We start from the raw sequence: 20,755 nt of genomic DNA, 5'->3' as shown, positions 1-20,755 counted from the left end.
TCGGGTTATCAGCTCAGATTGAGCGCGATTTAATATCTCAACGTACTAAAGAGGGACTGGCCAGACGTAAGGCTGCAGGACAGAAGCTCGGCAGACAAAAAGGCGAGAAGATAACACATTATAAGTTGGATAAGAAAGCGGAGCTTATTAGCCGGATGCTTGCTGAAGGAAGTTCAAAAGCTGCTGTTTGCCGGAAGCTGAAATGTCACTTAGTAACTCTTAATAATCATCTCGTAAGAATGCAAGAAAAGTCTTGTGAATTAGAGGATAATTAGTACCTTTGTCTACAGATTATGCCCATTGACAGCCCGTGTTGTCGATGGGCTTTTTTTGTGCCTAAAAAATCCCGTACAACTTTCACAAGCCGGGCGGGACAACGACAAAATTACTATGTGACCTTAACGGTCTTATGCAATACCAAAGGTAGTATTAAATAACTTAGATAATGTTTGAGAATGGATAAATTATTGACTTTAGACCAAATTCGAGTGATATGCGTGTCGCTATTTAGTTCGATATTAGCGTATCTGACACCTACCAAGGGCTTTCTCATAGCTTTGGCAGTGATGTTTGCTTTTAATATCTGGTGCGGTATGCGTGCCGATGGAGTGAGTATTGTTCGGTGCAAGAACTTTAAGTGGGGTAAGTTTAAGAATGCACTTGCAGAGTTGCTGTTGTACCTGGTCATTATTGAGGTGGTGTTTGTCTTCATGGATTCAATAGGAGATGGTGACAGTGCTCTCACTGTGATTAAGACTATCACGTATGTCTTTTCGTATGTCTATCTTCAGAATGCATTTAAGAATCTGATTATAGCCTACCCGAAGAACAAGGCTTTCCGGATAATCTACCATTTGATAAGGTTTGAGTTCAAGCGTGCGATGCCCTCACATGTCCAGGGAGTAATTGAAAGAATTGAAAGCGAAATTGATAAGGAGGAAGAGAAATGAGAGTATTGGTTGACAATGGCCACGGTGAGAATACTCCGGGCAAGCGCTCACCGGACGCAAGGTTAAGAGAGTGGTCCTATACAAGAGAGATTGCCGATATGATTATTTTCGGCTTACGTAAAAAAGGTGTTGATGCTGAACGGATCGTGAAAGAAGATACAGACGTTCCTTTGTCTGAGCGATGCAGGCGGGCGAATGATATCTATAAAGAGACAGGAAAGAAAGCTATACTTGTTTCTATCCATTGCAATGCGGCCGGTTCCGGTGCTAACTGGATGAATGCAAGAGGATGGAGCGTTTTCGTTTCTAATAATGCATCAGGTAACAGCAAGAAGTTGGCTGAATGCCTGGGACAAGTAGCAGAATGTATTCCGGTGCTGGTTCGTAAACCGATGCACAACCAATTGTATTGGCAGCAGAACCTTGCTATTTGCCGGGACACGAATTGCCCGGCTGTGCTCACTGAGAATTTCTTTCAGGATAACAAGGAAGATGTAGAATACCTTTTATCCCGGGATGGTAAGGATGCTGTTGCACGGATTCATATTGAAGGAATCATTAAATACTTGGGATTATGAAAGAGTGTAATTTGAAAGAAATGTGTCGGTTGACAGTTATAGGTTTCTTGGCATTGATAGTGATGGGAGTTCTGATGTCGCTATATTCGTGTGGAAGTTATAAGTCTACCATGAAGCAAGAGACATCTACCCAAAAAGTGGATAGTATCAGGCAGATTAGAAATTTTGGCTTTACTTCTATGCAAGATATATCCAGTTTCTTACATAGTACTACTAGTCGGAAAATGAATTGGCAATTGTATGATACCACTAAACCTATTAATCCGGATACAGGTAGGCATCCGTTGCTGGCTGAGGGGAGTACCGAAGAAAACAATGAGATTAAACAGGATACAAATGTATCAGCTGCAGACAGTGTAATGTTGAAGTCTGATAGTTCATCGTCTTCTCAAAGCCAGGAAAATGTAAGGCAGGAACAGGAGAAACAGAAAGATGAAACGACATTACCCAAGCAAATAAGTAATATGATTTGGGCCTTAATTACTTTAGTTGTTATAAGTGGCGTTGGATGGGCTATTTATAAATTAAAGAAGCACGGAAATAGTTGTAAAATAACAACTTGAATAATTCTCATCATCATATATTTGTGATATGAATATAGAAGTAACTTTAAATAAAGCTGAAATAATGCCGGAAGTATACAAAATAACTGGATACACTGGTGCTAAGAGTAAGGATGTTGAGCAAATATCTTCCTCAGAAGATGATGAAAATATCCTGAATAGTTACTTTGGGGAAGCTGTTAGCAGTGTTGCTGATATTGTCTCCAGATACGGGTATTTATCAGAAGAAACTAATGAGTTTTCAGCTTTTTGCTTTGTGCTTCCGTCCAGTTGGAAGCAGACTGTGAAGATGGCATTAGAGAAGTCATTGAAACAATACGTTTCAAATTACATTTGTATGCAATGGTTCAACCTGACATCGAAAGAAGAGGTAACCTATTACGGAACGATATGTGATGAACAAGCTATCGCAATCAAAAAGTATCTTTTAGAACGAGAAAGACCAAAACGCAATTAATAATTAAATATCTATTTTTATGGAAGGAAGTAAAGTTATAACTCTCGAACTGACAGCTAAAAGTCTCTTCGAACAAATGAAAGAGCATTCTTACTATTTAGGCGAAGCTCTTAAAACAGATCCTAAGTTAGCAGAACTGGCAGCAAAGCTTCAGGCTAATGACGATGACGACACTGTGTTAAAGGATCTAGCTCAAGAAGGTGGAACGAAATTAGGAAATATTCTGAGCCGTGTTCTTGGGAAAACATCATACTCATGGGATGAAAATAAAACTAAAATCATTTTCACCACCAATGCTGTATCTAACTTCATGGAAACCCAAAAAGAAACTATCAAAGATAACATGCTGAGTTATCTTTCCTATTACACTTTGGCTAAGTGGCTCAATCTTATTAAGCCTGATGAAGCACCTCGTTTTGATAATCGGCTCGGTGAAATAGAAGAAGAATTAAGGTTGCTTGGGGCACAAAGAGACAAGCCTAAACGTACTTCATCTGAACCTACCACCTAATGGATTCGCTGAATATTGAAATACAGTTAAGTGCCATCTTCTCTGAAGTAGATGTTCGTACTTACTATCAGGGAGAATCTTTGAAGAAAAAGGATGCTGATTTTTCCAGCATCCAAACTTCTTCAGATGATTATGATATGCTTCGTTCACCTGTAGAAACGGCCTTAAATAATATTAGTGGCCGTCTTATTAAGCGGGTAAAATGTTTTGAATGGCAGATTGATAGTGAGAAGATCAGCATTAGTTTGATACCTTATGAAAGGATTCCTCCACATGCTGATAAGATCATGGAGTTATTGAAGAAGGCTATTTGGGATTACATTGTTAATTACGTACATTATGAATGGCTTTTGACTGTAAAGCCGGAACTTGTTCCGGTTCCAGAACAGAGGAATGAAAAATTAATGTGGGATGTGGTGAAGTTTATCGGAATGATAAGTGGAATAGTCAGGAGACGAGCAACGGATTTGGGTGGAATCTAAAAAAGGGGATAGGAGAGGGGATACCTCTCCTTTTTTTACCTTAGTCGATTCTCGAATGCTTCGGATGCAATAAATTCCATATAGTTTAGCGATACATCCGTTCTAACACCTCCGGACAATGCCACCATGAAGTATTTGAAAGCTTTGGATTTATTCATTTTGGTAACAAGATCGCGGACATCAACAATACTTTCTTTACCAGAAATAAGGGTGAAGTGTTCAGCATCATTGGAGCCTAAAATGTACAGCCCAACATCAGAGAATATATTAAGGCTTTCATCTCTAAACATTACTGGTTCACCACGCAAATATAAGTCTGACATTGCACGCTTGACTATTCCTCTTAATGCAGTTTGTAGAATGCGTTTGTGGGCATTAGTCCCCATCTTTATAGGTCTGGATAAAAGGAGAATATTAGTTATACTTCTATGACTATTTTGCATATCGTAAACACCAGGAGTTACTGATTCACTATCTATCAAAGCATAGCATTCGGGATATTTATTGGTGAAGTTCTTAATACAACAAGATATCTTAGACCATGTTCTTGACTCCATATTAAATAAGTAGGCATAAGGATAGTTCTTATTTGCTATGATTAGCTCATTCTCCGGATAGTTGTAACCTACTTCTGCTTTTTCAAGATATTGAGTAAACTCTACTAATGATAAAGTAAATGATCCTATAGCTGCTATCTTTGAAATGATAGGGGAAGAAATAACACAAGATGGGAGATATCCAATCATATCATCAGATATTGATTTTACAGTGTTGCCTGCTATCATCATAAGTCCACGTTTGGAAGCAAAGATAACGGCTTGATCTATGCCTTTAATAGATTTGGGATTTATACAGACGTCGCGTGTTATTGGCGTTTGCGTTGAATAGACTACATTGCCTGTTCCTACTGACATTGCATATACTCCATCTGTGGCAAATACATACAATGGGTGTTGTCCAAATTGCCCTTGTGATAAAGCTGTGGTATTGGAGCATAGCCCGACAATTTCTGTATTTGTTGGTTGATAAGTCTGTGATGCTGGAAATACCATTGGACTATTTAAGGCTGATACTTTGAGTACGTTACGCGCTGTATAATGTGTGTTCTCTTCTGCGGGTATATCAGATTCGAGTTTCTGATCAATAGATATGTAATAGGAAGAAAGTATTAAACCATAACTGCTTCTATCACCAGGTATTTTCCCCCATCTTTGAGCTGGCTGGCAATAGTAGGCGATATCGAGATAGGGGTGTTTCTGGAGTGAAAATACTTTTTTGAGAGTTTCCCCGGTCGCTCCGCTGCTTGATTTAGGTGTTATAAACAGACTCATGGTATGTGCCCTTGAATCAGGATATGTAAGAAATGGAATTATTAACTGTTTTGATGATATCGTGTTTTTGACAATGGTTTCCCCTTGTTCTGTGCTAATGGCGGTACAAATCGTTAGAGTATATTCCGTATTCGATTCTTGGGTCTGGCTCTCATACCCGTACATATATCCTTTAAAATAGGAGTAGTTGATGTTAGCCAAATGCAATCTTGAATTATATACATAGTTTGTTTGGGCAGAAAAAGAGTGTTTTGTTTCGGATGTTATCAATTGCTCTTGAATAGAGATATTGTCTTTTGACCATTCATCAAGTCTCCAGGTCTGTTTACCTTTCAATGAAAATTCTGCAACTTTATAAAAACGATAGGCTTTCAGTATCTGTTCTGTTTCGTTGTTGGTTCTTTGATATTGATTGTAGGTTATGCTTCCGTATTTACTCTCTTTTTTTTCGAACCAGTCTATTGGAGAAATAAACACATCAATGGAAATTATAAGAGGGGTTAGATAAGATAAATCAAAATCATCGAAAGAGAAGTCTATTTTGGTGCCCATTGCGCCAAATTCATAAGTGTAATCCTTTAATGTGGCGTTATTAGGCTCGTTATCATAATAGAAGAAAGGATTTATTTGGCAAAATGATACTTTTTTACTATATGAGTCTCTACCCCCTCCTTTAAAGTCAAAGGTATAATCTATCTGGTTTCCGTGCTCTACCAGGAAGATGGGAGACTCCTTTATATATTCCCCTGAAGAAGTTCTAAACGCATATTTAAGAAGGCAAGGACCAACAATATATTCTTCTTTGTTTAGTGTATCAATGCAATTGTCTAAATATCCAACAGCATTATAATCAGCAGTGCGCATAAACTCTTCGCTGGTGAATCCATCAGATTTTCTACCACCAAGAAATTTAGAATCTGGGCAGATACTTGTGACCTTAGACATTTGCGAGATTTTAATTTGTGGTACTTCAGGGATGGAACTAACGTATTTGTATCCATCAACGTTGTTCTCAAATATCTCGTATAGTATCTGAGTATCCGTTATGCAGCATGCTATATTTCCCAGAAAGGCAATATCATTGACTTTACCAGTTAGATCGGATGACAACCACTCAAAGTGAGAGTAATCTTCATTGAGAGCCTGTATTCTCCCATCTGTTTCCAGAACAAGTATTTTTTTAGCTAGTGTATGGTAGAACACCTTTTCTGCATTGGTAAGTTCATGGATAAAAACAGGCTTTCCTATTGGTTCTACTGAACTGTTTTTGATTCGTGCATTGATAAGTTCCATGCATTGGCCGTCAGTTGATATACCTTCATCAATGCTGCGATTAATGCCGGTAAAAGGGATTTTTATTTTTTCCATTTTTCTGTAAAGTTATAGTGTTCGGTTTGATAAATAGTTGGTTATTTACAATTTTAGTACTAATTTATAGGCATGCCGTGGGCGTTTTTTTGTTACCCACGACTGCTTTAGATGTTTTCATTTATAAAATCATCATTTTCTGAAAAACATATCCCCGGATATTGATCGGGCAGTATCATCACCGGTCAACCGGATGTAACGGAAAAAGTTTTGTTCGGACCGATGCCCGGTAAGTTTCATAATTTCAAAGGTTTTCATTCGGCCAGTGAGGTACATATTAGTAGCTGCGGACCGTCGGGCTGTATGGCTGCTAATAAGTTCCCATTTCTCACGAGTGACAGTCTTTAGCTGTCCTCCCTGGGTATAAGAATAAGTAACCGGATCATTTAGCCCGATCTCCTTCATTATCACTTTCAGGTACTTATTGAAGTACTGGATGCAAAGTCCACCGGGAATATTACCGCCATACTTCGCAAAGATTTCTTTCACGTAATCATGCGCAGGTACTTTAACATCTACATTGGTTTTCTTGGTTCGCTTTACGATATAACCATTACACAAATTGTCTTTAGTCAACGTAGAATAGTCAGAATAGCGCAAAGCCGTAAGGCAACCAATGACAAATAAGTCCCGGATGCGCTCTTTAGCCCGGCGTTTGTCTTGTTTCTCGAACTTGTAGTAATAGATGCGTGTGATTTCGTTCATCGAAAGAAAAACGGCATTCGTATCTTCCAAACGCATGTCGATCTCGTCATAAGTCGAATCAACGGCATAATTGTATTGTCCTGCTCTTCGTACCATAGACTGAATTTTTAGAATGTATCCTACTATTGTATTATGTCTCAAGTTCTGATTCTCCAAATAGATTATGAAATCATCCAGAAATTCGGCAGTCACCGAATTGGTGAAGATATCACAATCAAACTCTTCCGAAAAAGCATCTATGTGCTTAATAATAGCATCATATACTGCGGCGTAATGTGCAGACTTTCGTCTGGATCGCTTTTCAAGTACTTCGCGTGTAAAACCTGTAAAGTATATACCTTCAAGCGGTTTCTCCTGGCGAAAGTGATTAATATAGTCCTTGCGTACTTGGACGGTCGGGACTTGGGAAAATGCATGTAATGTTGCGACTGTATCATTTTAAAGGTGAATCACAATTTTAAATAATCGGAGTTTCCGATTATCCTTTAGATTACTATCCCATACAATTTAAGCGTAGGCTGGCCAGCTCTAAGTTTACACTGTATAGTATTAGGATAACATTTTATCGCAGAACTATTAGAGAGTTTTAATTATTCAAATAATTCAGGATTAGATTCTTCATAAGATTTCCATTTCTCTTCAAATTTACGAAGGGCTTCTATTAGTTCTCTTACCAATCTACATTCTTCCGGATATGATTCTTTATCGTACACAGTAAGTAATGCTGTGAATTTATTTATATCACTTTTTATCATTCCCTCGCACAGATATTCCCGCTTCTGAAAATAGCAGCCTAATTGATAGGAAAGTCCTTTTTCTTTGCATTCAAAGAATTTATCACAAAAAACTTCTATATAAAGAAGAGCGTTATAATAAAATAGCAATGCGCTATATACTTCTTTAGACACCAAATTTTCAAGTTTATATCTGTACGATTCTGAAAGTAAAGTCCAAACTTCTTCTGCATTACGATACTCGTCTGTATGTTTTACACTGTAAAATTTTATATCCATTTCTACTCAGTTAGGGCACAAACGTAATTACAGCTATTTTATCCCAACATTTGGACTCAACTAAGGTGATATCTTCTGATAGTTCAAGAAGAAAGTCGCCAGTTTGATTATCAAAAAGTAAATCAATGGCTTTTATTTCCTTATCTCGGCTGAAAACATTTATCATTGCACCATGCAATCTTGAATAGTCACCTTCAATAATTACATACTTTAAATGTTCTTCAATACCGTTGTAAATAATTAGCGTTCTCATAATTGTTTCTTTTTATTTAATTTTAAATTTACTTGTACCAACGTCCACCGCAATATTTACATACGAAATACGTCCCCATACTCATCACTTGAACTTTTTCATCAACACATATACGACACATACAAATCTTGTGGTCGCCATCTGACACAGGTTCCAAAATCCTATCATATTCCCAAAGAGATAGCTTACCTTTAGCCGGTATTGGTTTAGGGAATAAGATAGGATTAGCCAATACCCAATTATAGACAACTTTCTTCCCTGTTATGTTTTCATAAATTTTGGGATTCATGCCAATAGTGTAGTTCTCTGTTTCCTCTGCCCAAATGGACGGGTGATTAATCACACAGTCTACTATCTCTACACTGCCGATAATAACAGAGTATAGATTTCTTTCCAACATGGGGAAATAAAAGAAGTTGTCGTAATACGCCTCTATCTGCTCCGGTGTCATAAACTCTGACGGTGGGATATTCATTAACTTTTTATCCGTAGCAGTATGAATAAGGACACGTCCACGAAAATTTGTTCGCCAACTCCGGTTCTCAATATCCTTGATACCGTGGACTATCAAAGAAGCCCACGGTTGCTTTATTGTTATTGCTTTCATTTCTATCTTGTTATTAGCATATTTCTACCGGATCGTCTGCAAATGACAACTGATCACCTATAATTTTCTCAATTGTACCTTTAGGTAGTGTGATACCATAGTCGCTATCATCTACTTCTTCACAATGATGCCCAGCTGAAAAATCATGCGGATCATCATAAACAAGTTCCTCTCTTGTACAATTAACCTTCCATGTATCTTCTACTCTGTCATAAGTAGGGAGATCATTAAATACTAATTCCTCCCCATTTCTGTTTACTGCTAAAAATGCCATAAATGTTCCTTTCTATCTTGTGTAGAAAAGGAAAGACTTGCACAAACTTTATTTCAGGATATTCTGAAGAATTAGCTTCTGAACTTGAAAGTAATGGCTATATAAGAATAGTTAGACAAATTAATTATGAAGAGGCTGAAGCTACTGAGCTTGGGATAGAGTTTTATCGAAATGGTGGATTTAAGGGGGAGGCAGAGAGAAAGAATGAGAATGAAGAATTAAAGAAAATGCAATTGGAGATTGCAAGATTAACGAAGCTTAATCTCCAATTGCAGAATAATGAGCTCAATTATAATAAAAGAACTCGTTGGATTAGCTGGATAGCTTTACTCTTTGGCATAATAGGGACTATTGTCGCTTTCTTCAAATAGAAGTTGCCCACAAGGTCCCAATACTGAGTAATTAGGGCCAGCTGTAATAATCTTAAGACTATTCAATCTCATCAATCGAGTTAGATTGTCTTCAATCTCTATTGCTAATTCTTTATCTGATATTTCGCTATTGCTGCGATACAGAGAAATAGTTGATAGAATGACTGCTAATGGAGTTGGCACGGATTTAAGCACACCTGTTTTCTCCCGAACAGGTTGAATAATGATATGTTTTTTGCTGAATCTGGTTGACATAATGGTGTTTTTAATTAAATACAATTGGTTAGATATGTGTATTCATCAATCATATCATCATCTGTTGTTTCTATGAGTTCAAAGAACCTTGTAGCAGGGCAAACATGGGCTTCAATTTCAATACATATACCATCTCCGGGCATATAAGCACAACTTACATGGTCATTCCAGCTAATGTGCTTTTGGGCTTCTCGGGCTATTTTATCACAAGCAGATAAATAATCAGCATATTTAATTCTTGCCCTTTTTATTTTTCTAAATAGTATATCGTTCATTTGGTTATTTGGTTATTTGCTGACGATAATATCATACATTTCTTTGGCAGTCCAAAATCTATAATCATCTGATATATCCATTATTCGCTTATCAGAACCTTTGCAAAGCCGAATAATCCTTCGAGCAAACTCTTTCCGTTTCCGGCTTTTTCTCGCATGCTGTAAAAGCGAACGATAAGCGAGTATAAGCCAGTAGTCGCAAACATGCTCTTTATCTTTCAATCGTATGTACTTAATTTTCATGTATCTTGTATTTTTCGTTAAACAATGAATCCGCTTGCTGAAACTGCTTTGTAAAGCGATTCGCTTTTTTACCCGGCAACGCATCAGGTTGATGCGATTCCTTTGCTGAGTGATTCTCAACCGACTTTCTCGGAGATGCACATCCCGACATCATGGCGAGAAGTGTGCAAATTATTAGTATCTTCTTCATTTCTCTATTGTTATTAGTCAAATACTTCTTCAATATCCCATTCAGGTAGTTTTTCTCTTGCTTCTTCCAAGTCAGAAGCAAGAACAATCACATCTCCGTTATCTACAAAGTCCGCAATACATTCAATATCAGTGTCTAAACATTCTGTTTTGAGATTATAGGCATACGCTCTATTCCCTGTTGATAATAAAATTCTATACATAATTAATTCCTTTCTAATTTTAATCGTTATAGTTTTGTTATTAGTCAATTACCACTCAATAATATATCCCATATCTCCATGAAACCATTCCCCAACATAAACTTTAAATCCTTTTCTTATAAGCTCAAACTTTAGTTCATCAGAGATATAGATAAAATGTGGATAAAAGACTTTGTACTCATGCCGATTATTGGCACATTCAATGTTTTTGTATATCTCGTCTAACGATGGAGATGTCTTTGCTAATGATTTTGCTTCCATATTAATTTGTTTTTCTGTGAGCCAGCTTATAGTATACGACATCCTGTTTTTTCTCTTACTAATGAGAGAAATTCTTTTGCCTCAATGCTGGAGATTGTAGCTTTTATAAAAGTTATGGCAGAACTCTTATCAGTTCTTGGGCTTTGGAAAAGCAATGAGCAAGGTTTGTCTGTTTCTAACCAGTATAACAGGAATTGAGCAAGTAAGCTATCTTGTATTTGAATAATAATATTTTCAGGTTCCATGTTTTTCTTCTTTTAGTTTTGAAATTATATACTTACCAGGTATTTTGATTCTGGATTTGTCGAATGAGGATTTACCTATACTTTCAATACATTGGCTGATGTATGTCCATACAGGGTGTCCTATTTGCCCGTAATTACTCATTGATATGATTTGGTCTTGATCTCTTGGCGATACTTTTAGGCGTTGTAATTCGGCACATAATCCTTCAATATTGCGAGGAATACCGTCTCTTTTGGAAAGATTCGAAGAAAGAAAATCTCCTCCTCTTCCCCCCTGTGGGGGTAAGGGGGAGGATAATTTATTATCCTCATAATCATTATCATAATCATTATCATGGACGAGGTTTTTTGGGTTTTCAGAAAACCCAGTGGGTTTTATTGGGTTATTTGGGTTTTCACGGCTTACACTTCTCGGCCTTCCTCCTTTGTTTCCATTAATCCTATTAGCCTCAGATTTAGATATATACTTTGCAGTATCCCTATCTATTGCTGGTTTTATAAAGTTGAACGCAATACTTGCCATAGGCTTTAGCCCCTCGATTTTTCCCGAAAAAGCATACTCCATGATGCTATCGTAAAGTTCGAGCCTAACGTCATTGGGCAAGTCCTTGATCGCGTCTCTCCATTCTTTATAGAACACAAATGTTTTTCTTTCCATCTTTATTTTAGATTAAAGTACCTGCATCGCCGTTTTGATTCTCCTACCAATTTCCTTTTTAGAAAAAGGCAATCGATTACAACTGGCCATCCTCTTGGATTATAGGATCTGCTACAATCTATACATCTTATGGCGATGTCATCAGATTGTTGCAGCAGTGCTGCTTTTACTCTTTTTGCCATATACTACAATATTGCTTAAGTACTCTTTTATTTCACGTATAAAATCATCGAGAGAACGACAGATAACATATTTGTTTCCTACCGATTCAACTTCCTTCTGCCAGAGTTTTTGAGAATCACGCTGAGTGCCGTTAGGTGTTTTCATTTCGATACAAAGTGAAGCATACCCATTCCTGGGAATAAGCAGTATCAAATCAGCAACACCTGCAAGGGCACCTTCGGCTTTCAGTTTACCACCGGTCACCTTATCACGTCTGCCACCATTAGGAACAGCAAAAAGAAGGCTTTGCAGCTTAGGGTAGGCCAAACGAAACCAGTCTATACAGGCGCATTGAATTTGATGCTCATGATCAGCTGGCTTCTTACGAGAGGGCCGGTTACGTTCCTGCTCTAAAAATTCATCATAGGTCATGGTTATTTCTCTTTAGCCTTACCTGAACCTTTAGCACTCGGCTTTTTCTTTCCTTTGGGAATCTCTTCCGAATTGTCAGGGATAACACGGGTATTACGCCCTGTTTTATCAATGATAACAGCTTTGCCTGCTACTGTGATTGAAGTCCTGCAGTTATCAGGTAAAGAGGTGATGAAATGACTTACAACTGGTGAATTTGCAGCTTCATCTATAGTGTCGAGATGATCTGCACGTTCTGAATACGGGTAAACATCCATAAGAAGTGTCTCAGATACTGACGCGATTATATATTCAGCCATCGTGGCTTTCATGCCTTCGTCCAGCTTCTTAACAGCGTCACGCAGGTCGGCAGCTTGTACCAACACCTGAGTGGATGTTTTCTTTTCGGCACCACTTTTTTCATTCAGAGTAATAAAGACCAGTTTGCACTTGAACCAGCGGTCGGCGGCCTCTTCTTCACTGGGGAATAATTCGCTATAGTTGGCACGTTTGATGTCTGATACTGTAAATTCGCCTGAAATAAACGGTGTCATTTCTTCAATGATGCGTGCTTCCGCTTCCGTAAAGCTGAGTGCGTCCACCAAATAAGGTTCTGTAACCTTCTTGTTCATTCCGTTTTCCATTACTTTCTCGTAACGGACTTTACATTCAAACCATGTGTGTATCATTATTTGTTTTTCTTTTTATCCTCCATGGCACGCTTCATTTCGCTTTGCGCTATACGGAAAGGGCGAAGGGTGAACTGTGTCATTTCGGGGTTATCAATATTCTTTTCAATAAAGTATGCAAGGGCTTCCACGATAGCCCGTTGAGAGGATGCTTTAAGCGGTATCTTTTTCATAGGACTGCATGAATGCCGTGGCCAGTTCGTTGAAATAAAGCTGGTCAGTGGGTATGTCATCATCGGCAGCCATTATTTTATTGGCTATGGCTTTCTTGTCGTGGATGATGCCATAGAGACGGTGGTCGATTGTACCTCGCCCTAACAGGTAGTAGCAGGTTACATTATCCTTTTGTCCGATACGGTGCGCACGGTCTTCGCATTGCGTACAGTCCGCATATGTCCAAGGGAATTCTATGAATGCTACATTACTGGATGCTGTGAGGGTAAGTCCCACACCGGCGGCTTTGATGGAACAGATGATAAGCTGCATATCTTCACGTTGCTGGAAAGCGTCGACAGCAGCTTGTTTCATGATGGAACTGTCGCGCCCTGTAACACTTACAGCACGAGGGAAGGATTTCTTAAGTGCGTCGACAATATCATGTAACGAACAGAAAAGAATCAGTTTCTTTCCACTCTCAAGGAACACCTGTACAAAGTCTATTGCTTGTGCAACTTTTCCCTTTGCGGAAATGGAACGTAGGGTCATAAACTTAACGAGGGCTTCCATGCGCATCTTGCGTCGGATTTCTCCTTCAGGACACTGCTTATACTCACGCAGATATTTGGCAAGGTCTTCGGCTGCCGTATCATACTCTTCGCGATTGGATATATTTACATAGAGATCCACTCGTGTTTTATCAGGCAACTGGGTGAGCACTTTGGATTTCTCGCGCCGAATGAGGCAACGGCTGTATAATTCCTGACTAAGCTGTTCAAGATTGGATGCTTCTTTTTCTCCTTGTGTATAATCAAGAAGGAACTGTCCTTTACCTCCAAACTCATTCAAGCGATCCATGATAGAGAGTTGCGCAATAAGATCAGATGGGCGGTTTACAACGGGGGTACCGGAAAGAAGGATTATCCATTCTTTACCGTTACATATTCCCTTGACGAATTTGGCTTGTTGGGTGGAAACATCTTTCACGCGATGACTTTCATCAATGATGATACTTCGGAACATAGATATTTGCGGGCAAAAAAACGACATCTTTCAAACGAAAGGATTTACCACCTTTGATATCCCAGACAAAGTATTTGCGCAGGCTCTCGTAATTGACAACAGCAACATGGAACATCTTCATTTGTAGAAGATACGGCCATGTGGTACGATTGGCATTATCAAGAACAATTGCTTTCTTATCAGTAAATTTCTCTACTTCCCGTTGCCAGTTTATTTTGAGAGAGGAAGGACAAATAACCAAGGCCGGATAAGCATTCGCCGTATTGACAATTCCGATGCTTTGAAGTGTTTTTCCTAATCCCGGTTCATCACCAATGAAAAGGCGTTTCCACTTCAGACCTTGGATTATTCCTTCCTGTTGGTAGGGGTAGGGAGTAATTTTTAGTTGATGGTTGAATGCTTCCATGCCTATCTCGATTCTTTGGGTTTGTAATTCCAGCCGTTCAGTTCATATACTCTTTTGCGTGCAGCTTCGCGATCACTGTATAGTGGTTCTTCGAAGACGGTTTTTGAGGTTGTTACTTTCCCGTCTGAATAATCGCATTGGTATATGCGGAAATGACGCCCATGTAGGGCATAATGATATTCACCTACTTTCATGATATTGTTTTGATTATTTAAAACGTTCTATTTCATCGAGTAAATCTTGCCGGTCGGTACCACGGAGATAGAGCTTAAGGATGATGTCTATACAGCGGTGATAGAAACATTTGAACTCTGTCTCGTCCATTGCAGCGAAAGATATGCTCTGAGGGTTTATATACTCACGAAAACCGTGACGAACGATAGTGTAAAGTCCAAGGTCCATCTTTAGACAGGTACGCATATCTTCCTCACTGTATATGTTCAGTGCATAATGCAGATGTTCAGGAAGATTGTCGTAAGTGAGACGTACCAAGGCGAAAAACTTTTTATGAAACTCGTAGTTACGCGGTTTCTTTATATCGCAAAGAACGGTATCGCCGACTTTCAACCGTTTCTTTTCGTCATAGTCTGAATCATACATCGGTACGAGACCCAGGTCTGTAACGCGACAATATATTTTCATTTTTATACGTTATTCTAAATAATTCCCAGCCAATCCCCTAAACAGCATTGCCGATGAAAAACTCTTTTGTCCATCTAAGGAAACATAAGACTTTACTCCAAATACATCTACGCCAGAGTATATTCTCCAGACTAATATTTTTTCTTTCATATTTTTCTTTTAGTTAATTTCTTATTACCGTCAAAACAGATCCCAATAGAGTTCCGCTCTCTTTCACGGACTTTATAATATCACTCATATCTACTTTGTTTTAAGCAATTCGTAATCATCCGGATGGAAATCAAAGCAAACTCCTAATTCTACTTGAATGCCTACACGATATTCACCCTTATCTACATCTTTCCTATCTTGAAAGATAAGAGTACCGCCATCATGGTATTGTTGATGGCATTGTACACTATCTTTAATTCTCACTTTTGTACCTTTGGGATACTTATATATATCACCTTGCTTTAATATCTTATTCATTACTATCTTATTTTGAGCTAAAACAGCATGGGATTTAGCTCGTAGTTACTTATTAAAATCTCTGTTTTACGTTTCGCCTTAGTGAGATTGGCGACTTTGAGAGGCATATCTATCTTTTCAACGTGCCATTTATTCACGGCAACGAAGTACCGTAGTGTCTGGCACCAGAAGTTAGATAAGATGAACTTTCCCTTTATTCCCTGCAGGACGGTAAGCAGCTGGAACAATTCTTCGTGGGTATATCCACGGTAATGACCTTGAGTACATCCGGGATAAGGTGGGTCCAGGTAGAAAAACGTTTCCGGTGTGTCTCGTTGCTTAATAACATCCAGAGCGTCCCGGCAGGAAATCTGTACCTCGGCCAGACGAGAACGGAGGGTTTCGTTAAACTCGGAACGCTTATTTCGCATGAACACACCGGTATGGCTTCCTGCCGATCCGTTACACCATTTCCAACCACCATGCATGCTTCCGGAGAAAGAACCGTTGGTTATCATCCATACCGACCAAGCTATTTCCAAGTCTCCGGCCGGAATTCGACCATTATAGAAATCTTTAGCCTTCAGGTATTCTGTTTCTGAATGAAGAGTATTCTCTACCAGGCAGCGCAATTCATCGAAATGATCTTGTGCCTGCCGGTAGAAAGTGATTAGCCTATCATTTTTATCATTGATTACCTCAAGGTAACTTCTCGGCTTTTGGAAGAAAACGGCACCGCCACCAAAGAAAGGTTCACAGTAAATACGATGTGCCGGCATCATGGAAATAATTTTGGTTGCCAGCTGCTGCTTACCTCCGTAGTATGTGATTGGAGTTCTCATTTAATTCCTTTGTTTAAAAGTAATCAACTACGATTGGGCATGATTCTGTTATTGTCGCAATCAGATTTCCGCTTTCACTCAATACGGAATAATGCCCACCTACATATTTACCGCAGAAATCAGTGTACCCGTATGTCCGTTCGATTTTTGCAACGGGCTTTTCATTTTCGGGTTTATGTTTACTCCCTACTGTGTAATCACTCACGCCTTGCGCAGTGACAATGGTTATTCTTTTGATTTCAGCCATTTGTTTTCTCTTTTTCAATTAAGAATTTTCTAAGTTAGATTGAGGCACCAATACTGAAATGCCAGTTCTTCATATTTTTCACGTCCACGGAGATAGATAGCATCACCACGGTTGATATGTTTCTTGAATACGAGGCAGTTCTTCTTAGAAATCGCATAAATAAAATCAAGGTTACTGTTAGCAATATCCATGTACCAGGCGCGAGAGCGATCCCAATCGAAGAAATCCACGGCTTCATCAAATTGTTTTTGTGAAGTAGCAAATGTGGTTTTAAGGTCGCCACCGAAATTGCATGCGGATAAATACCAATCCCATTTACAACGTGTGTCAAGAGTAAATGGAAAACTCCCGTATTCAAACTGTTGTGCTCTATTAACCATGAACCGCTGTGTGTCGGACAGCTCCAAAACTTTGGCGAGAAATTCATCTTTGCGAGCTTCCATTTGCAGGGATTTGTACATTTCGCGTGCGAGCCCAAATTCATCGGCCGTATATTGTACATCATCTACAGTGTATCGATATACATTGACCCGGTCCGGTTCTGTGATAATAGCATCTACGAGTGATCCAAAACGGAATGCAGCTTCTTTGTCTCCAAATTGTTGCCGTGGGTGAAGCAGATTCTTCAATTCCGTGAGGTCACTGTTACTGACCTCACGACGATTGTAATATTCATCTGGATTATGATTCATACTTTATTTAGCTTTGACTTCATCTTCATAGCTTATGTATGTGGATTGAATGAAATGAGGGTCTGTCTTATCATTGGCAAGCTTTTCACAGTGGGTTACTTGTGATTTGAATTTCTTGCTTAATTCATCAACTGTGAGCTTACATCCTTCAGTAGTCCACCATAAGTTTATTATGTCAAGAAAGCCAAGAGGACTGTTAATTACTATCTTTTTTTTGACTTGTAATTTAGGCTGATAGGAAGGAGTTGCTACAGCAGCTTGCGAGAATAGTCCTGCCATTTCGTTTTGCTGTTGTTGTACTTTAAGCCTATTTCTCTCTTCCTCTTCTTTGCGCAAACGTTCTTCTTCACGTCTGCGAGCTTCCTCAGCTTCACGGAGTTTCATTTCTTCTTCACGTCTGCGAACTTCCTCAGCAGAAGCTTGCGAGATGGCTTCCAACTCTTTTTTCTTGGAAGGTAGCATAAACAATATGTTGTCACGATTTTCGCCAATGTCAAAACGGTACTGTTCTCGGAACTTTGGAAGTAATCTAGTCATTACCTCTCTCCGTATTCCTAGAGAATCGTTTGCACTTAGTTCTGCCGGGATCATTGCACCAGAAGGAAGTAATGTGATTTTGTCTTCGGACAACGTGACAGGGAAGTTTCTTATAGCTTTTTCTTGCTGGGAGAAGTTCTCCAGCGTAATATTATTGTTTAGCGTTGTCAGTTCATTGAAACTTGCATTTAGCATACGATTGAAAGATTGCTGGTAGTCTTCTTCCACTGCAAGACGGTATCTATTCTTTGCAGCTTCGATTTGTTGGCGAAGTGCTTCTTCACGACGGCGGGCTTCAGCTTCGGCTCTCTTTTTTGCAGCGTAGTCATTACGCATTTTTTGCAGTTTTCCAGGAACAGATTCCGCCTTAGTAGGATCAACGTCATTTTCCATGCTGGTGAAGACTGTACGTATTTCATCGAATAACTTCGTAACCGGTGAGCGTTTATCATTCATCTTCTTAACAGTATTCCGTGCACGGTTGATAAATTCGGCTGCACGTTGATCGAGTTCATCATTCATTCCTCCCGCTGCTTGGATATCAGCCAGTAATTTCTTGCCTGTTTCAATGCAACGATCATGTGAGATTTGATTTTCGTTGTAGGATTGTGGAGCATTCTTCACAATCATTTCTACATTTTCCTGTTTTACTAATTCATTACTCATGACTATATAATATTATAAGGTTGTAACATTAAAATGCGCCATCGTCTGTACTGTTGGATTCTTCCGGGTTAAAGCTAACACCGGTAGAAGTGTCTTTCTCAGGACCGAATGATTGAGGTTCCGGATTTGGCTGTTCCGCTGTTTTATCCACACCATAGAGGTCATCAATGCTTGGAGTGGGGGCTTCCTGTTCAGTTGCAAGTTCGGTTCCTTTGCCTATTCTTACTTTGGGGTAGGTTTTGAAGGCGTGTTTGATACACTTGGCTATGAGAAAACCCGTATCAATGCTACCTTCATTAGACTTGTATAGTTCATTAGGACCTTTCTCTACCCATTGACGATGATCGCGGTCAAAGTATCGGTTTTGCTTTGCCGAGTAATCAGACAGGCGGGACCAGTCTTCTTCAAACATTACAGAATAATCAATCGAACCATCTGTACGGGTAATACGAAGAAAGCAAGCGATTACTTTCTTTGATTTGTGAGGTAGATTGCAGGTATATCTAACAGATTTGCGTCCATCTGTATCGGAAAACGAAAAAGTATCTTCTTCATAGACAATAACGGGATTGTCGGCATACTTGATTTGTCCGGAACGGGCGCGAAGAACCAGTTCACCATACCCTGAAATAGTTAGTGTTAAGCGAGGCTCATAGATGTCAAAGCCTTTTTCGTTTTTCCCGATTTTGGTGTTGCGCCCTTGTAGATAACAAAGAGCACGAACACCCGGCTCGACAGACAGACCGCAGACAGCCAAGTCAATAAAGGCAGTAAAGATGGAAAAGCGTGTTACTGCATCGCATACTTTCTTGTTGTCAGAAAGGAAACGGTTGAAGTGAATGCTTTCTCGCTCATAGGCTGATTCGCCTGTACCTTCGCCCCAAAGAGTGTCGTAGATTTGAATAAAACGTTGTTTTACTGATGCTGATTGCACGATGTCGAGGGGATTCATTTGATTAATCTCCTCGACAGTAAGAAGAATGTTACTCATGATGTAAGTTATTTGATTGTTTATAATTGAATTGTGCGTTTCATTAAAAGTAAAAAGGCAACACCAACCCGTGATGCCGCCCTAAACTAATCATGAATAAACACACAACAAGAAATGTCTTAAGAACCTGTGTTATATCTGTATTGATTATTCGTTTATATTAGGAACCTGTCCAACTTTTATATAGTAGTCAATGCTTTCAGATGCAGAGGGTATCTTTCCTTTTATCATATCAACTACATAATTCCATGAACGCATTACGTTCCGATCTAAACATGATTCTCTTTTAGGAGAATCAAGCGCATTTGCTACCATCCGAAGTGTATCGGATATTTCTTTTAGCTCCCAAAGAGGAACTTTTATCATTTTAGTCAATTCGCTCATATTTATTTTGATCATTTTAAATAGAGATACAAATGGACTTTAACGGTCTATTTGTTACATCCTTTGAATTTTCAAAGCATTTTTAAATGAAAAAGCCGTGTGTCAAACTTTTAATTCAATTATGAAAACTTGCGGCTTCCAGCTGCTTATGTTATATTTGCATTGTCAAACTTTTAAATTAATTCAATATGAAAAAATATGAGAATTGTAAAATTACAGATTTTGCATCTGCTGTAAATCATCTCGGAGATTTGACTGGAGTAGAGTGTCGGATAAATGAGGTTCCTTTACTAAAATCCAAAGGATTATATTCATTACCTACTATATCGGAAGATATGGTAAGAATTGCGAACAAATATGGATTGTCGGAATCTGTAACCGGAGAGGTTGGTACCTCATTCCGACAATTTATTAGAATCATCCGTACGCTCGCTGCTAAAGGAGTATTCCCTGAATCCGAGTTCGACAGGTTCTTCACTTAGCGAATCTTCCGAATACTTGTCGATATGAAAGACCAAAATCTTCAAATCGGGATATTCCCTGCGTACTTGTTCAATACATTTGCGTTCCCAATCCCGATATGATATAGTCAGACCTGTCGCCGCAAGCAATTCGGATGCTACAAGACTTCCTGATATTGCAAAGGCATCTTCTGTTTCAGGAAAGAG

At 39.0% G+C, this 20,755-nt stretch carries 37 protein-coding genes and 1 pseudogene; 8 read left to right on the top strand and 30 right to left on the bottom strand.

The genetic code is table 11. The features are described from left to right. From BN161_RS22520 to BN161_RS22490, 7 genes and pseudogenes are all read left to right on the top strand, one after another. A pseudogene (locus BN161_RS22520) lies at positions 1 to 275 on the top strand (invertase); the annotation flags it as partial. A 180-nt stretch (positions 276 to 455) separates the two neighbouring features. Beyond that, positions 456 to 950: a hypothetical protein gene (locus BN161_RS22515; protein ID WP_044270426.1), complete on the top strand. Its 495-nt coding sequence runs from the start codon at positions 456 to 458 to the stop codon at positions 948 to 950. Next, complete coding sequence (locus BN161_RS22510) at positions 947 to 1,528, top strand: N-acetylmuramoyl-L-alanine amidase (RefSeq protein WP_044270422.1); 582 nt, start codon at positions 947 to 949, stop codon at positions 1,526 to 1,528. Before BN161_RS22515 ends, BN161_RS22510 begins: the two co-directional genes overlap by 4 nt. Then, on the top strand, positions 1,525 to 2,091 hold the full coding sequence (locus BN161_RS22505; protein WP_044270421.1) for a hypothetical protein: 567 nt from the start codon (positions 1,525 to 1,527) through the stop codon (positions 2,089 to 2,091). The genes BN161_RS22510 and BN161_RS22505 overlap by 4 nt, the downstream gene beginning before the upstream one ends. A gap of 28 nt (positions 2,092 to 2,119) precedes the next feature. After that, positions 2,120 to 2,548, top strand: a complete 429-nt coding sequence (locus BN161_RS22500; RefSeq protein ID WP_044270418.1) for a hypothetical protein — start codon at positions 2,120 to 2,122, stop codon at positions 2,546 to 2,548. 19 nt (positions 2,549 to 2,567) lie between these two features. Continuing rightward, positions 2,568 to 3,059 carry a hypothetical protein gene (locus BN161_RS22495; protein ID WP_044270417.1) on the top strand — a complete coding sequence of 164 codons (492 nt, stop codon included), beginning with the start codon at positions 2,568 to 2,570 and terminating at the stop codon, positions 3,057 to 3,059. Then, positions 3,059 to 3,541: a hypothetical protein gene (locus BN161_RS22490; RefSeq protein WP_044270416.1), complete on the top strand. Its 483-nt coding sequence runs from the start codon at positions 3,059 to 3,061 to the stop codon at positions 3,539 to 3,541. Before BN161_RS22495 ends, BN161_RS22490 begins: the two co-directional genes overlap by 1 nt. 35 nt (positions 3,542 to 3,576) lie before the next feature. Here BN161_RS22490 and BN161_RS22485 read toward each other — a convergent pair whose 3' ends face one another. The 6 genes from BN161_RS22485 to BN161_RS22460 form a co-directional block, all read right to left on the bottom strand. Next, positions 3,577 to 6,240, bottom strand: coding sequence for a hypothetical protein (locus BN161_RS22485; RefSeq protein ID WP_044270415.1), 2,664 nt, complete (start codon positions 6,238 to 6,240; stop codon positions 3,577 to 3,579). A gap of 132 nt (positions 6,241 to 6,372) precedes the next feature. Continuing rightward, positions 6,373 to 7,317, bottom strand: coding sequence for a site-specific integrase (locus tag BN161_RS22480; protein WP_044270413.1), 945 nt, complete (start codon positions 7,315 to 7,317; stop codon positions 6,373 to 6,375). A 218-nt stretch (positions 7,318 to 7,535) separates the two neighbouring features. Continuing rightward, positions 7,536 to 7,958 (bottom strand): hypothetical protein, encoded by a 423-nt coding sequence (locus BN161_RS22475; RefSeq protein WP_044270412.1) that lies wholly within the window; start codon positions 7,956 to 7,958, stop codon positions 7,536 to 7,538. 10 nt (positions 7,959 to 7,968) lie between these two features. Then, positions 7,969 to 8,211 carry a hypothetical protein gene (locus BN161_RS22470; RefSeq protein ID WP_044270411.1) on the bottom strand — a complete coding sequence of 81 codons (243 nt, stop codon included), beginning with the start codon at positions 8,209 to 8,211 and terminating at the stop codon, positions 7,969 to 7,971. Positions 8,212 to 8,239: 28 nt separating this feature from the next. After that, positions 8,240 to 8,818, bottom strand: a complete 579-nt coding sequence (locus BN161_RS22465; RefSeq protein WP_044270409.1) for an ASCH domain-containing protein — start codon at positions 8,816 to 8,818, stop codon at positions 8,240 to 8,242. Positions 8,819 to 8,831: 13 nt separating this feature from the next. After that, the gene (locus BN161_RS22460; protein WP_044270407.1) at positions 8,832 to 9,092 is read right to left on the bottom strand and encodes a hypothetical protein; all 261 of its coding nucleotides are present in this window, start codon (positions 9,090 to 9,092) and stop codon (positions 8,832 to 8,834) included. 2 nt (positions 9,093 to 9,094) lie between these two features. Between BN161_RS22460 and BN161_RS22455 the strand changes: the two genes are divergently transcribed. Continuing rightward, positions 9,095 to 9,463 carry a hypothetical protein gene (locus BN161_RS22455; protein WP_044270405.1) on the top strand — a complete coding sequence of 123 codons (369 nt, stop codon included), beginning with the start codon at positions 9,095 to 9,097 and terminating at the stop codon, positions 9,461 to 9,463. On the opposite strand, the gene BN161_RS29580 is transcribed toward BN161_RS22455, so the two are convergent. The 24 genes from BN161_RS29580 to BN161_RS29970 all read right to left on the bottom strand — a co-directional run. Continuing rightward, the gene (locus BN161_RS29580) at positions 9,419 to 9,718 is read right to left on the bottom strand and encodes a hypothetical protein (RefSeq protein WP_125910910.1); all 300 of its coding nucleotides are present in this window, start codon (positions 9,716 to 9,718) and stop codon (positions 9,419 to 9,421) included. The two genes, BN161_RS22455 and BN161_RS29580, sit on opposite strands and share 45 nt — an antisense overlap. Positions 9,719 to 9,732: 14 nt before the next feature. Further along, entirely contained in the window at positions 9,733 to 9,993 is a 261-nt protein-coding gene (locus BN161_RS22450) for a hypothetical protein (protein ID WP_044270403.1), read from the bottom strand. A 12-nt stretch (positions 9,994 to 10,005) separates the two neighbouring features. Next, entirely contained in the window at positions 10,006 to 10,236 is a 231-nt protein-coding gene (locus BN161_RS22445) for a hypothetical protein (RefSeq protein ID WP_044270401.1), read from the bottom strand. Continuing rightward, entirely contained in the window at positions 10,226 to 10,426 is a 201-nt protein-coding gene (locus tag BN161_RS22440; protein ID WP_044270432.1) for a hypothetical protein, read from the bottom strand. Before BN161_RS22440 ends, BN161_RS22445 begins: the two co-directional genes overlap by 11 nt. Positions 10,427 to 10,439: 13 nt before the next feature. After that, positions 10,440 to 10,628: a hypothetical protein gene (locus tag BN161_RS22435; protein ID WP_044270399.1), complete on the bottom strand. Its 189-nt coding sequence runs from the start codon at positions 10,626 to 10,628 to the stop codon at positions 10,440 to 10,442. 48 nt (positions 10,629 to 10,676) lie between these two features. Beyond that, on the bottom strand, positions 10,677 to 10,889 hold the full coding sequence (locus BN161_RS22430) for a hypothetical protein (RefSeq protein ID WP_125910909.1): 213 nt from the start codon (positions 10,887 to 10,889) through the stop codon (positions 10,677 to 10,679). A gap of 26 nt (positions 10,890 to 10,915) precedes the next feature. Then, the gene (locus BN161_RS22425) at positions 10,916 to 11,134 is read right to left on the bottom strand and encodes a hypothetical protein (RefSeq protein ID WP_044270396.1); all 219 of its coding nucleotides are present in this window, start codon (positions 11,132 to 11,134) and stop codon (positions 10,916 to 10,918) included. Further along, entirely contained in the window at positions 11,124 to 11,792 is a 669-nt protein-coding gene (locus BN161_RS22420; protein WP_052356400.1) for a DUF6291 domain-containing protein, read from the bottom strand. Before BN161_RS22420 ends, BN161_RS22425 begins: the two co-directional genes overlap by 11 nt. Before the next feature lie 141 nt (positions 11,793 to 11,933). Beyond that, the gene (locus tag BN161_RS22415; RefSeq protein WP_081743773.1) at positions 11,934 to 12,386 is read right to left on the bottom strand and encodes a VRR-NUC domain-containing protein; all 453 of its coding nucleotides are present in this window, start codon (positions 12,384 to 12,386) and stop codon (positions 11,934 to 11,936) included. Positions 12,387 to 12,388: 2 nt separating this feature from the next. After that, positions 12,389 to 13,054: a DUF4494 domain-containing protein gene (locus tag BN161_RS28300; RefSeq protein WP_052356399.1), complete on the bottom strand. Its 666-nt coding sequence runs from the start codon at positions 13,052 to 13,054 to the stop codon at positions 12,389 to 12,391. Beyond that, on the bottom strand, positions 13,054 to 13,227 hold the full coding sequence (locus tag BN161_RS29980) for a hypothetical protein (protein ID WP_165602131.1): 174 nt from the start codon (positions 13,225 to 13,227) through the stop codon (positions 13,054 to 13,056). The genes BN161_RS28300 and BN161_RS29980 overlap by 1 nt, the downstream gene beginning before the upstream one ends. Then, positions 13,208 to 14,233 (bottom strand): DEAD/DEAH box helicase, encoded by a 1,026-nt coding sequence (locus tag BN161_RS22405; protein ID WP_394332313.1) that lies wholly within the window; start codon positions 14,231 to 14,233, stop codon positions 13,208 to 13,210. The genes BN161_RS29980 and BN161_RS22405 overlap by 20 nt, the downstream gene beginning before the upstream one ends. Next, complete coding sequence (locus tag BN161_RS31105) at positions 14,211 to 14,639, bottom strand: SNF2-related protein (protein ID WP_394332312.1); 429 nt, start codon at positions 14,637 to 14,639, stop codon at positions 14,211 to 14,213. Before BN161_RS31105 ends, BN161_RS22405 begins: the two co-directional genes overlap by 23 nt. Before the next feature lie 2 nt (positions 14,640 to 14,641). Continuing rightward, positions 14,642 to 14,833: a hypothetical protein gene (locus BN161_RS22400; protein WP_044270394.1), complete on the bottom strand. Its 192-nt coding sequence runs from the start codon at positions 14,831 to 14,833 to the stop codon at positions 14,642 to 14,644. 13 nt (positions 14,834 to 14,846) lie between these two features. Beyond that, positions 14,847 to 15,281 (bottom strand): DUF1367 family protein, encoded by a 435-nt coding sequence (locus tag BN161_RS22395; protein ID WP_044270392.1) that lies wholly within the window; start codon positions 15,279 to 15,281, stop codon positions 14,847 to 14,849. Between the two features lie 9 nt (positions 15,282 to 15,290). After that, complete coding sequence (locus tag BN161_RS29975) at positions 15,291 to 15,431, bottom strand: hypothetical protein (RefSeq protein WP_167332567.1); 141 nt, start codon at positions 15,429 to 15,431, stop codon at positions 15,291 to 15,293. 90 nt (positions 15,432 to 15,521) lie between these two features. After that, a complete protein-coding gene (locus BN161_RS22390) occupies positions 15,522 to 15,749 on the bottom strand; it encodes a hypothetical protein (RefSeq protein ID WP_044270390.1) in 228 nt (75 codons plus the stop codon). A gap of 17 nt (positions 15,750 to 15,766) precedes the next feature. Further along, on the bottom strand, positions 15,767 to 16,570 hold the full coding sequence (locus BN161_RS22385; RefSeq protein WP_044270388.1) for a DNA adenine methylase: 804 nt from the start codon (positions 16,568 to 16,570) through the stop codon (positions 15,767 to 15,769). A gap of 13 nt (positions 16,571 to 16,583) precedes the next feature. Then, complete coding sequence (locus tag BN161_RS22380; RefSeq protein WP_044270386.1) at positions 16,584 to 16,817, bottom strand: hypothetical protein; 234 nt, start codon at positions 16,815 to 16,817, stop codon at positions 16,584 to 16,586. A 29-nt stretch (positions 16,818 to 16,846) separates the two neighbouring features. Continuing rightward, positions 16,847 to 17,509, bottom strand: coding sequence for a PD-(D/E)XK nuclease-like domain-containing protein (locus tag BN161_RS22375; protein ID WP_044270385.1), 663 nt, complete (start codon positions 17,507 to 17,509; stop codon positions 16,847 to 16,849). Positions 17,510 to 17,512: 3 nt separating this feature from the next. After that, entirely contained in the window at positions 17,513 to 18,712 is a 1,200-nt protein-coding gene (locus BN161_RS22370; protein WP_044270383.1) for a hypothetical protein, read from the bottom strand. Between the two features lie 28 nt (positions 18,713 to 18,740). Beyond that, positions 18,741 to 19,703 (bottom strand): recombinase RecT, encoded by a 963-nt coding sequence (locus tag BN161_RS22365; RefSeq protein ID WP_044270382.1) that lies wholly within the window; start codon positions 19,701 to 19,703, stop codon positions 18,741 to 18,743. A 147-nt stretch (positions 19,704 to 19,850) separates the two neighbouring features. After that, complete coding sequence (locus tag BN161_RS22360; protein WP_044270380.1) at positions 19,851 to 20,087, bottom strand: hypothetical protein; 237 nt, start codon at positions 20,085 to 20,087, stop codon at positions 19,851 to 19,853. Positions 20,088 to 20,482: 395 nt separating this feature from the next. Further along, the coding region (locus BN161_RS29970) for a hypothetical protein (RefSeq protein WP_044270379.1) at positions 20,483 to 20,755 on the bottom strand (273 nt) is incomplete at its 5' end.

It is taken from the genome of Bacteroides timonensis (genome assembly GCF_000513195.1).
GTDB classification, from domain to species: domain Bacteria; phylum Bacteroidota; class Bacteroidia; order Bacteroidales; family Bacteroidaceae; genus Bacteroides; species Bacteroides timonensis.
This window is presented reverse-complemented; position numbering and strand designations above follow the sequence as displayed.

What these genes read in the sequence shown, in the direction of transcription:
- BN161_RS29980 (WP_165602131.1), bottom strand. Translation starts at nt 13,227, where the DNA reads ATGAAAAAGATACCGCTTAAAGCATCCTCTCAACGGGCTATCGTGGAA.
- BN161_RS22515 (WP_044270426.1), top strand. Translation starts at nt 456, where the DNA reads ATGGATAAATTATTGACTTTAGACCAAATTCGAGTGATATGCGTGTCG.
- BN161_RS22455 (WP_044270405.1), top strand. Translation starts at nt 9,095, where the DNA reads ATGTTCCTTTCTATCTTGTGTAGAAAAGGAAAGACTTGCACAAACTTT.
- BN161_RS22390 (WP_044270390.1), bottom strand. Translation starts at nt 15,749, where the DNA reads ATGAATAAGATATTAAAGCAAGGTGATATATATAAGTATCCCAAAGGT.
- BN161_RS29975 (WP_167332567.1), bottom strand. Translation starts at nt 15,431, where the DNA reads ATGAAAGAAAAAATATTAGTCTGGAGAATATACTCTGGCGTAGATGTA.
- BN161_RS22470 (WP_044270411.1), bottom strand. Translation starts at nt 8,211, where the DNA reads ATGAGAACGCTAATTATTTACAACGGTATTGAAGAACATTTAAAGTAT.
- BN161_RS22450 (WP_044270403.1), bottom strand. Translation starts at nt 9,993, where the DNA reads ATGAACGATATACTATTTAGAAAAATAAAAAGGGCAAGAATTAAATAT.
- BN161_RS22490 (WP_044270416.1), top strand. Translation starts at nt 3,059, where the DNA reads ATGGATTCGCTGAATATTGAAATACAGTTAAGTGCCATCTTCTCTGAA.
- BN161_RS22430 (WP_125910909.1), bottom strand. Translation starts at nt 10,889, where the DNA reads ATGGAAGCAAAATCATTAGCAAAGACATCTCCATCGTTAGACGAGATA.
- BN161_RS22435 (WP_044270399.1), bottom strand. Translation starts at nt 10,628, where the DNA reads ATGTATAGAATTTTATTATCAACAGGGAATAGAGCGTATGCCTATAAT.
- BN161_RS22440 (WP_044270432.1), bottom strand. Translation starts at nt 10,426, where the DNA reads ATGAAGAAGATACTAATAATTTGCACACTTCTCGCCATGATGTCGGGA.
- BN161_RS29580 (WP_125910910.1), bottom strand. Translation starts at nt 9,718, where the DNA reads ATGTCAACCAGATTCAGCAAAAAACATATCATTATTCAACCTGTTCGG.
- BN161_RS22380 (WP_044270386.1), bottom strand. Translation starts at nt 16,817, where the DNA reads ATGGCTGAAATCAAAAGAATAACCATTGTCACTGCGCAAGGCGTGAGT.
- BN161_RS22405 (WP_394332313.1), bottom strand. Translation starts at nt 14,233, where the DNA reads ATGTTCCGAAGTATCATCATTGATGAAAGTCATCGCGTGAAAGATGTT.
- BN161_RS22445 (WP_044270401.1), bottom strand. Translation starts at nt 10,236, where the DNA reads ATGAAAATTAAGTACATACGATTGAAAGATAAAGAGCATGTTTGCGAC.
- BN161_RS22420 (WP_052356400.1), bottom strand. Translation starts at nt 11,792, where the DNA reads ATGGAAAGAAAAACATTTGTGTTCTATAAAGAATGGAGAGACGCGATC.
- BN161_RS22425 (WP_044270396.1), bottom strand. Translation starts at nt 11,134, where the DNA reads ATGGAACCTGAAAATATTATTATTCAAATACAAGATAGCTTACTTGCT.
- BN161_RS22360 (WP_044270380.1), bottom strand. Translation starts at nt 20,087, where the DNA reads ATGAGCGAATTGACTAAAATGATAAAAGTTCCTCTTTGGGAGCTAAAA.
- BN161_RS22395 (WP_044270392.1), bottom strand. Translation starts at nt 15,281, where the DNA reads ATGAAAATATATTGTCGCGTTACAGACCTGGGTCTCGTACCGATGTAT.
- BN161_RS22500 (WP_044270418.1), top strand. Translation starts at nt 2,120, where the DNA reads ATGAATATAGAAGTAACTTTAAATAAAGCTGAAATAATGCCGGAAGTA.
- BN161_RS28300 (WP_052356399.1), bottom strand. Translation starts at nt 13,054, where the DNA reads ATGATACACACATGGTTTGAATGTAAAGTCCGTTACGAGAAAGTAATG.
- BN161_RS22365 (WP_044270382.1), bottom strand. Translation starts at nt 19,703, where the DNA reads ATGAGTAACATTCTTCTTACTGTCGAGGAGATTAATCAAATGAATCCC.
- BN161_RS22375 (WP_044270385.1), bottom strand. Translation starts at nt 17,509, where the DNA reads ATGAATCATAATCCAGATGAATATTACAATCGTCGTGAGGTCAGTAAC.
- BN161_RS22385 (WP_044270388.1), bottom strand. Translation starts at nt 16,570, where the DNA reads ATGAGAACTCCAATCACATACTACGGAGGTAAGCAGCAGCTGGCAACC.
- BN161_RS22485 (WP_044270415.1), bottom strand. Translation starts at nt 6,240, where the DNA reads ATGGAAAAAATAAAAATCCCTTTTACCGGCATTAATCGCAGCATTGAT.
- BN161_RS22495 (WP_044270417.1), top strand. Translation starts at nt 2,568, where the DNA reads ATGGAAGGAAGTAAAGTTATAACTCTCGAACTGACAGCTAAAAGTCTC.
- BN161_RS22510 (WP_044270422.1), top strand. Translation starts at nt 947, where the DNA reads ATGAGAGTATTGGTTGACAATGGCCACGGTGAGAATACTCCGGGCAAG.
- BN161_RS22415 (WP_081743773.1), bottom strand. Translation starts at nt 12,386, where the DNA reads ATGACCTATGATGAATTTTTAGAGCAGGAACGTAACCGGCCCTCTCGT.
- BN161_RS22475 (WP_044270412.1), bottom strand. Translation starts at nt 7,958, where the DNA reads ATGGATATAAAATTTTACAGTGTAAAACATACAGACGAGTATCGTAAT.
- BN161_RS22465 (WP_044270409.1), bottom strand. Translation starts at nt 8,818, where the DNA reads ATGAAAGCAATAACAATAAAGCAACCGTGGGCTTCTTTGATAGTCCAC.
- BN161_RS22370 (WP_044270383.1), bottom strand. Translation starts at nt 18,712, where the DNA reads ATGAGTAATGAATTAGTAAAACAGGAAAATGTAGAAATGATTGTGAAG.
- BN161_RS22505 (WP_044270421.1), top strand. Translation starts at nt 1,525, where the DNA reads ATGAAAGAGTGTAATTTGAAAGAAATGTGTCGGTTGACAGTTATAGGT.
- BN161_RS22460 (WP_044270407.1), bottom strand. Translation starts at nt 9,092, where the DNA reads ATGGCATTTTTAGCAGTAAACAGAAATGGGGAGGAATTAGTATTTAAT.
- BN161_RS31105 (WP_394332312.1), bottom strand. Translation starts at nt 14,639, where the DNA reads ATGGAAGCATTCAACCATCAACTAAAAATTACTCCCTACCCCTACCAA.
- BN161_RS22400 (WP_044270394.1), bottom strand. Translation starts at nt 14,833, where the DNA reads ATGAAAGTAGGTGAATATCATTATGCCCTACATGGGCGTCATTTCCGC.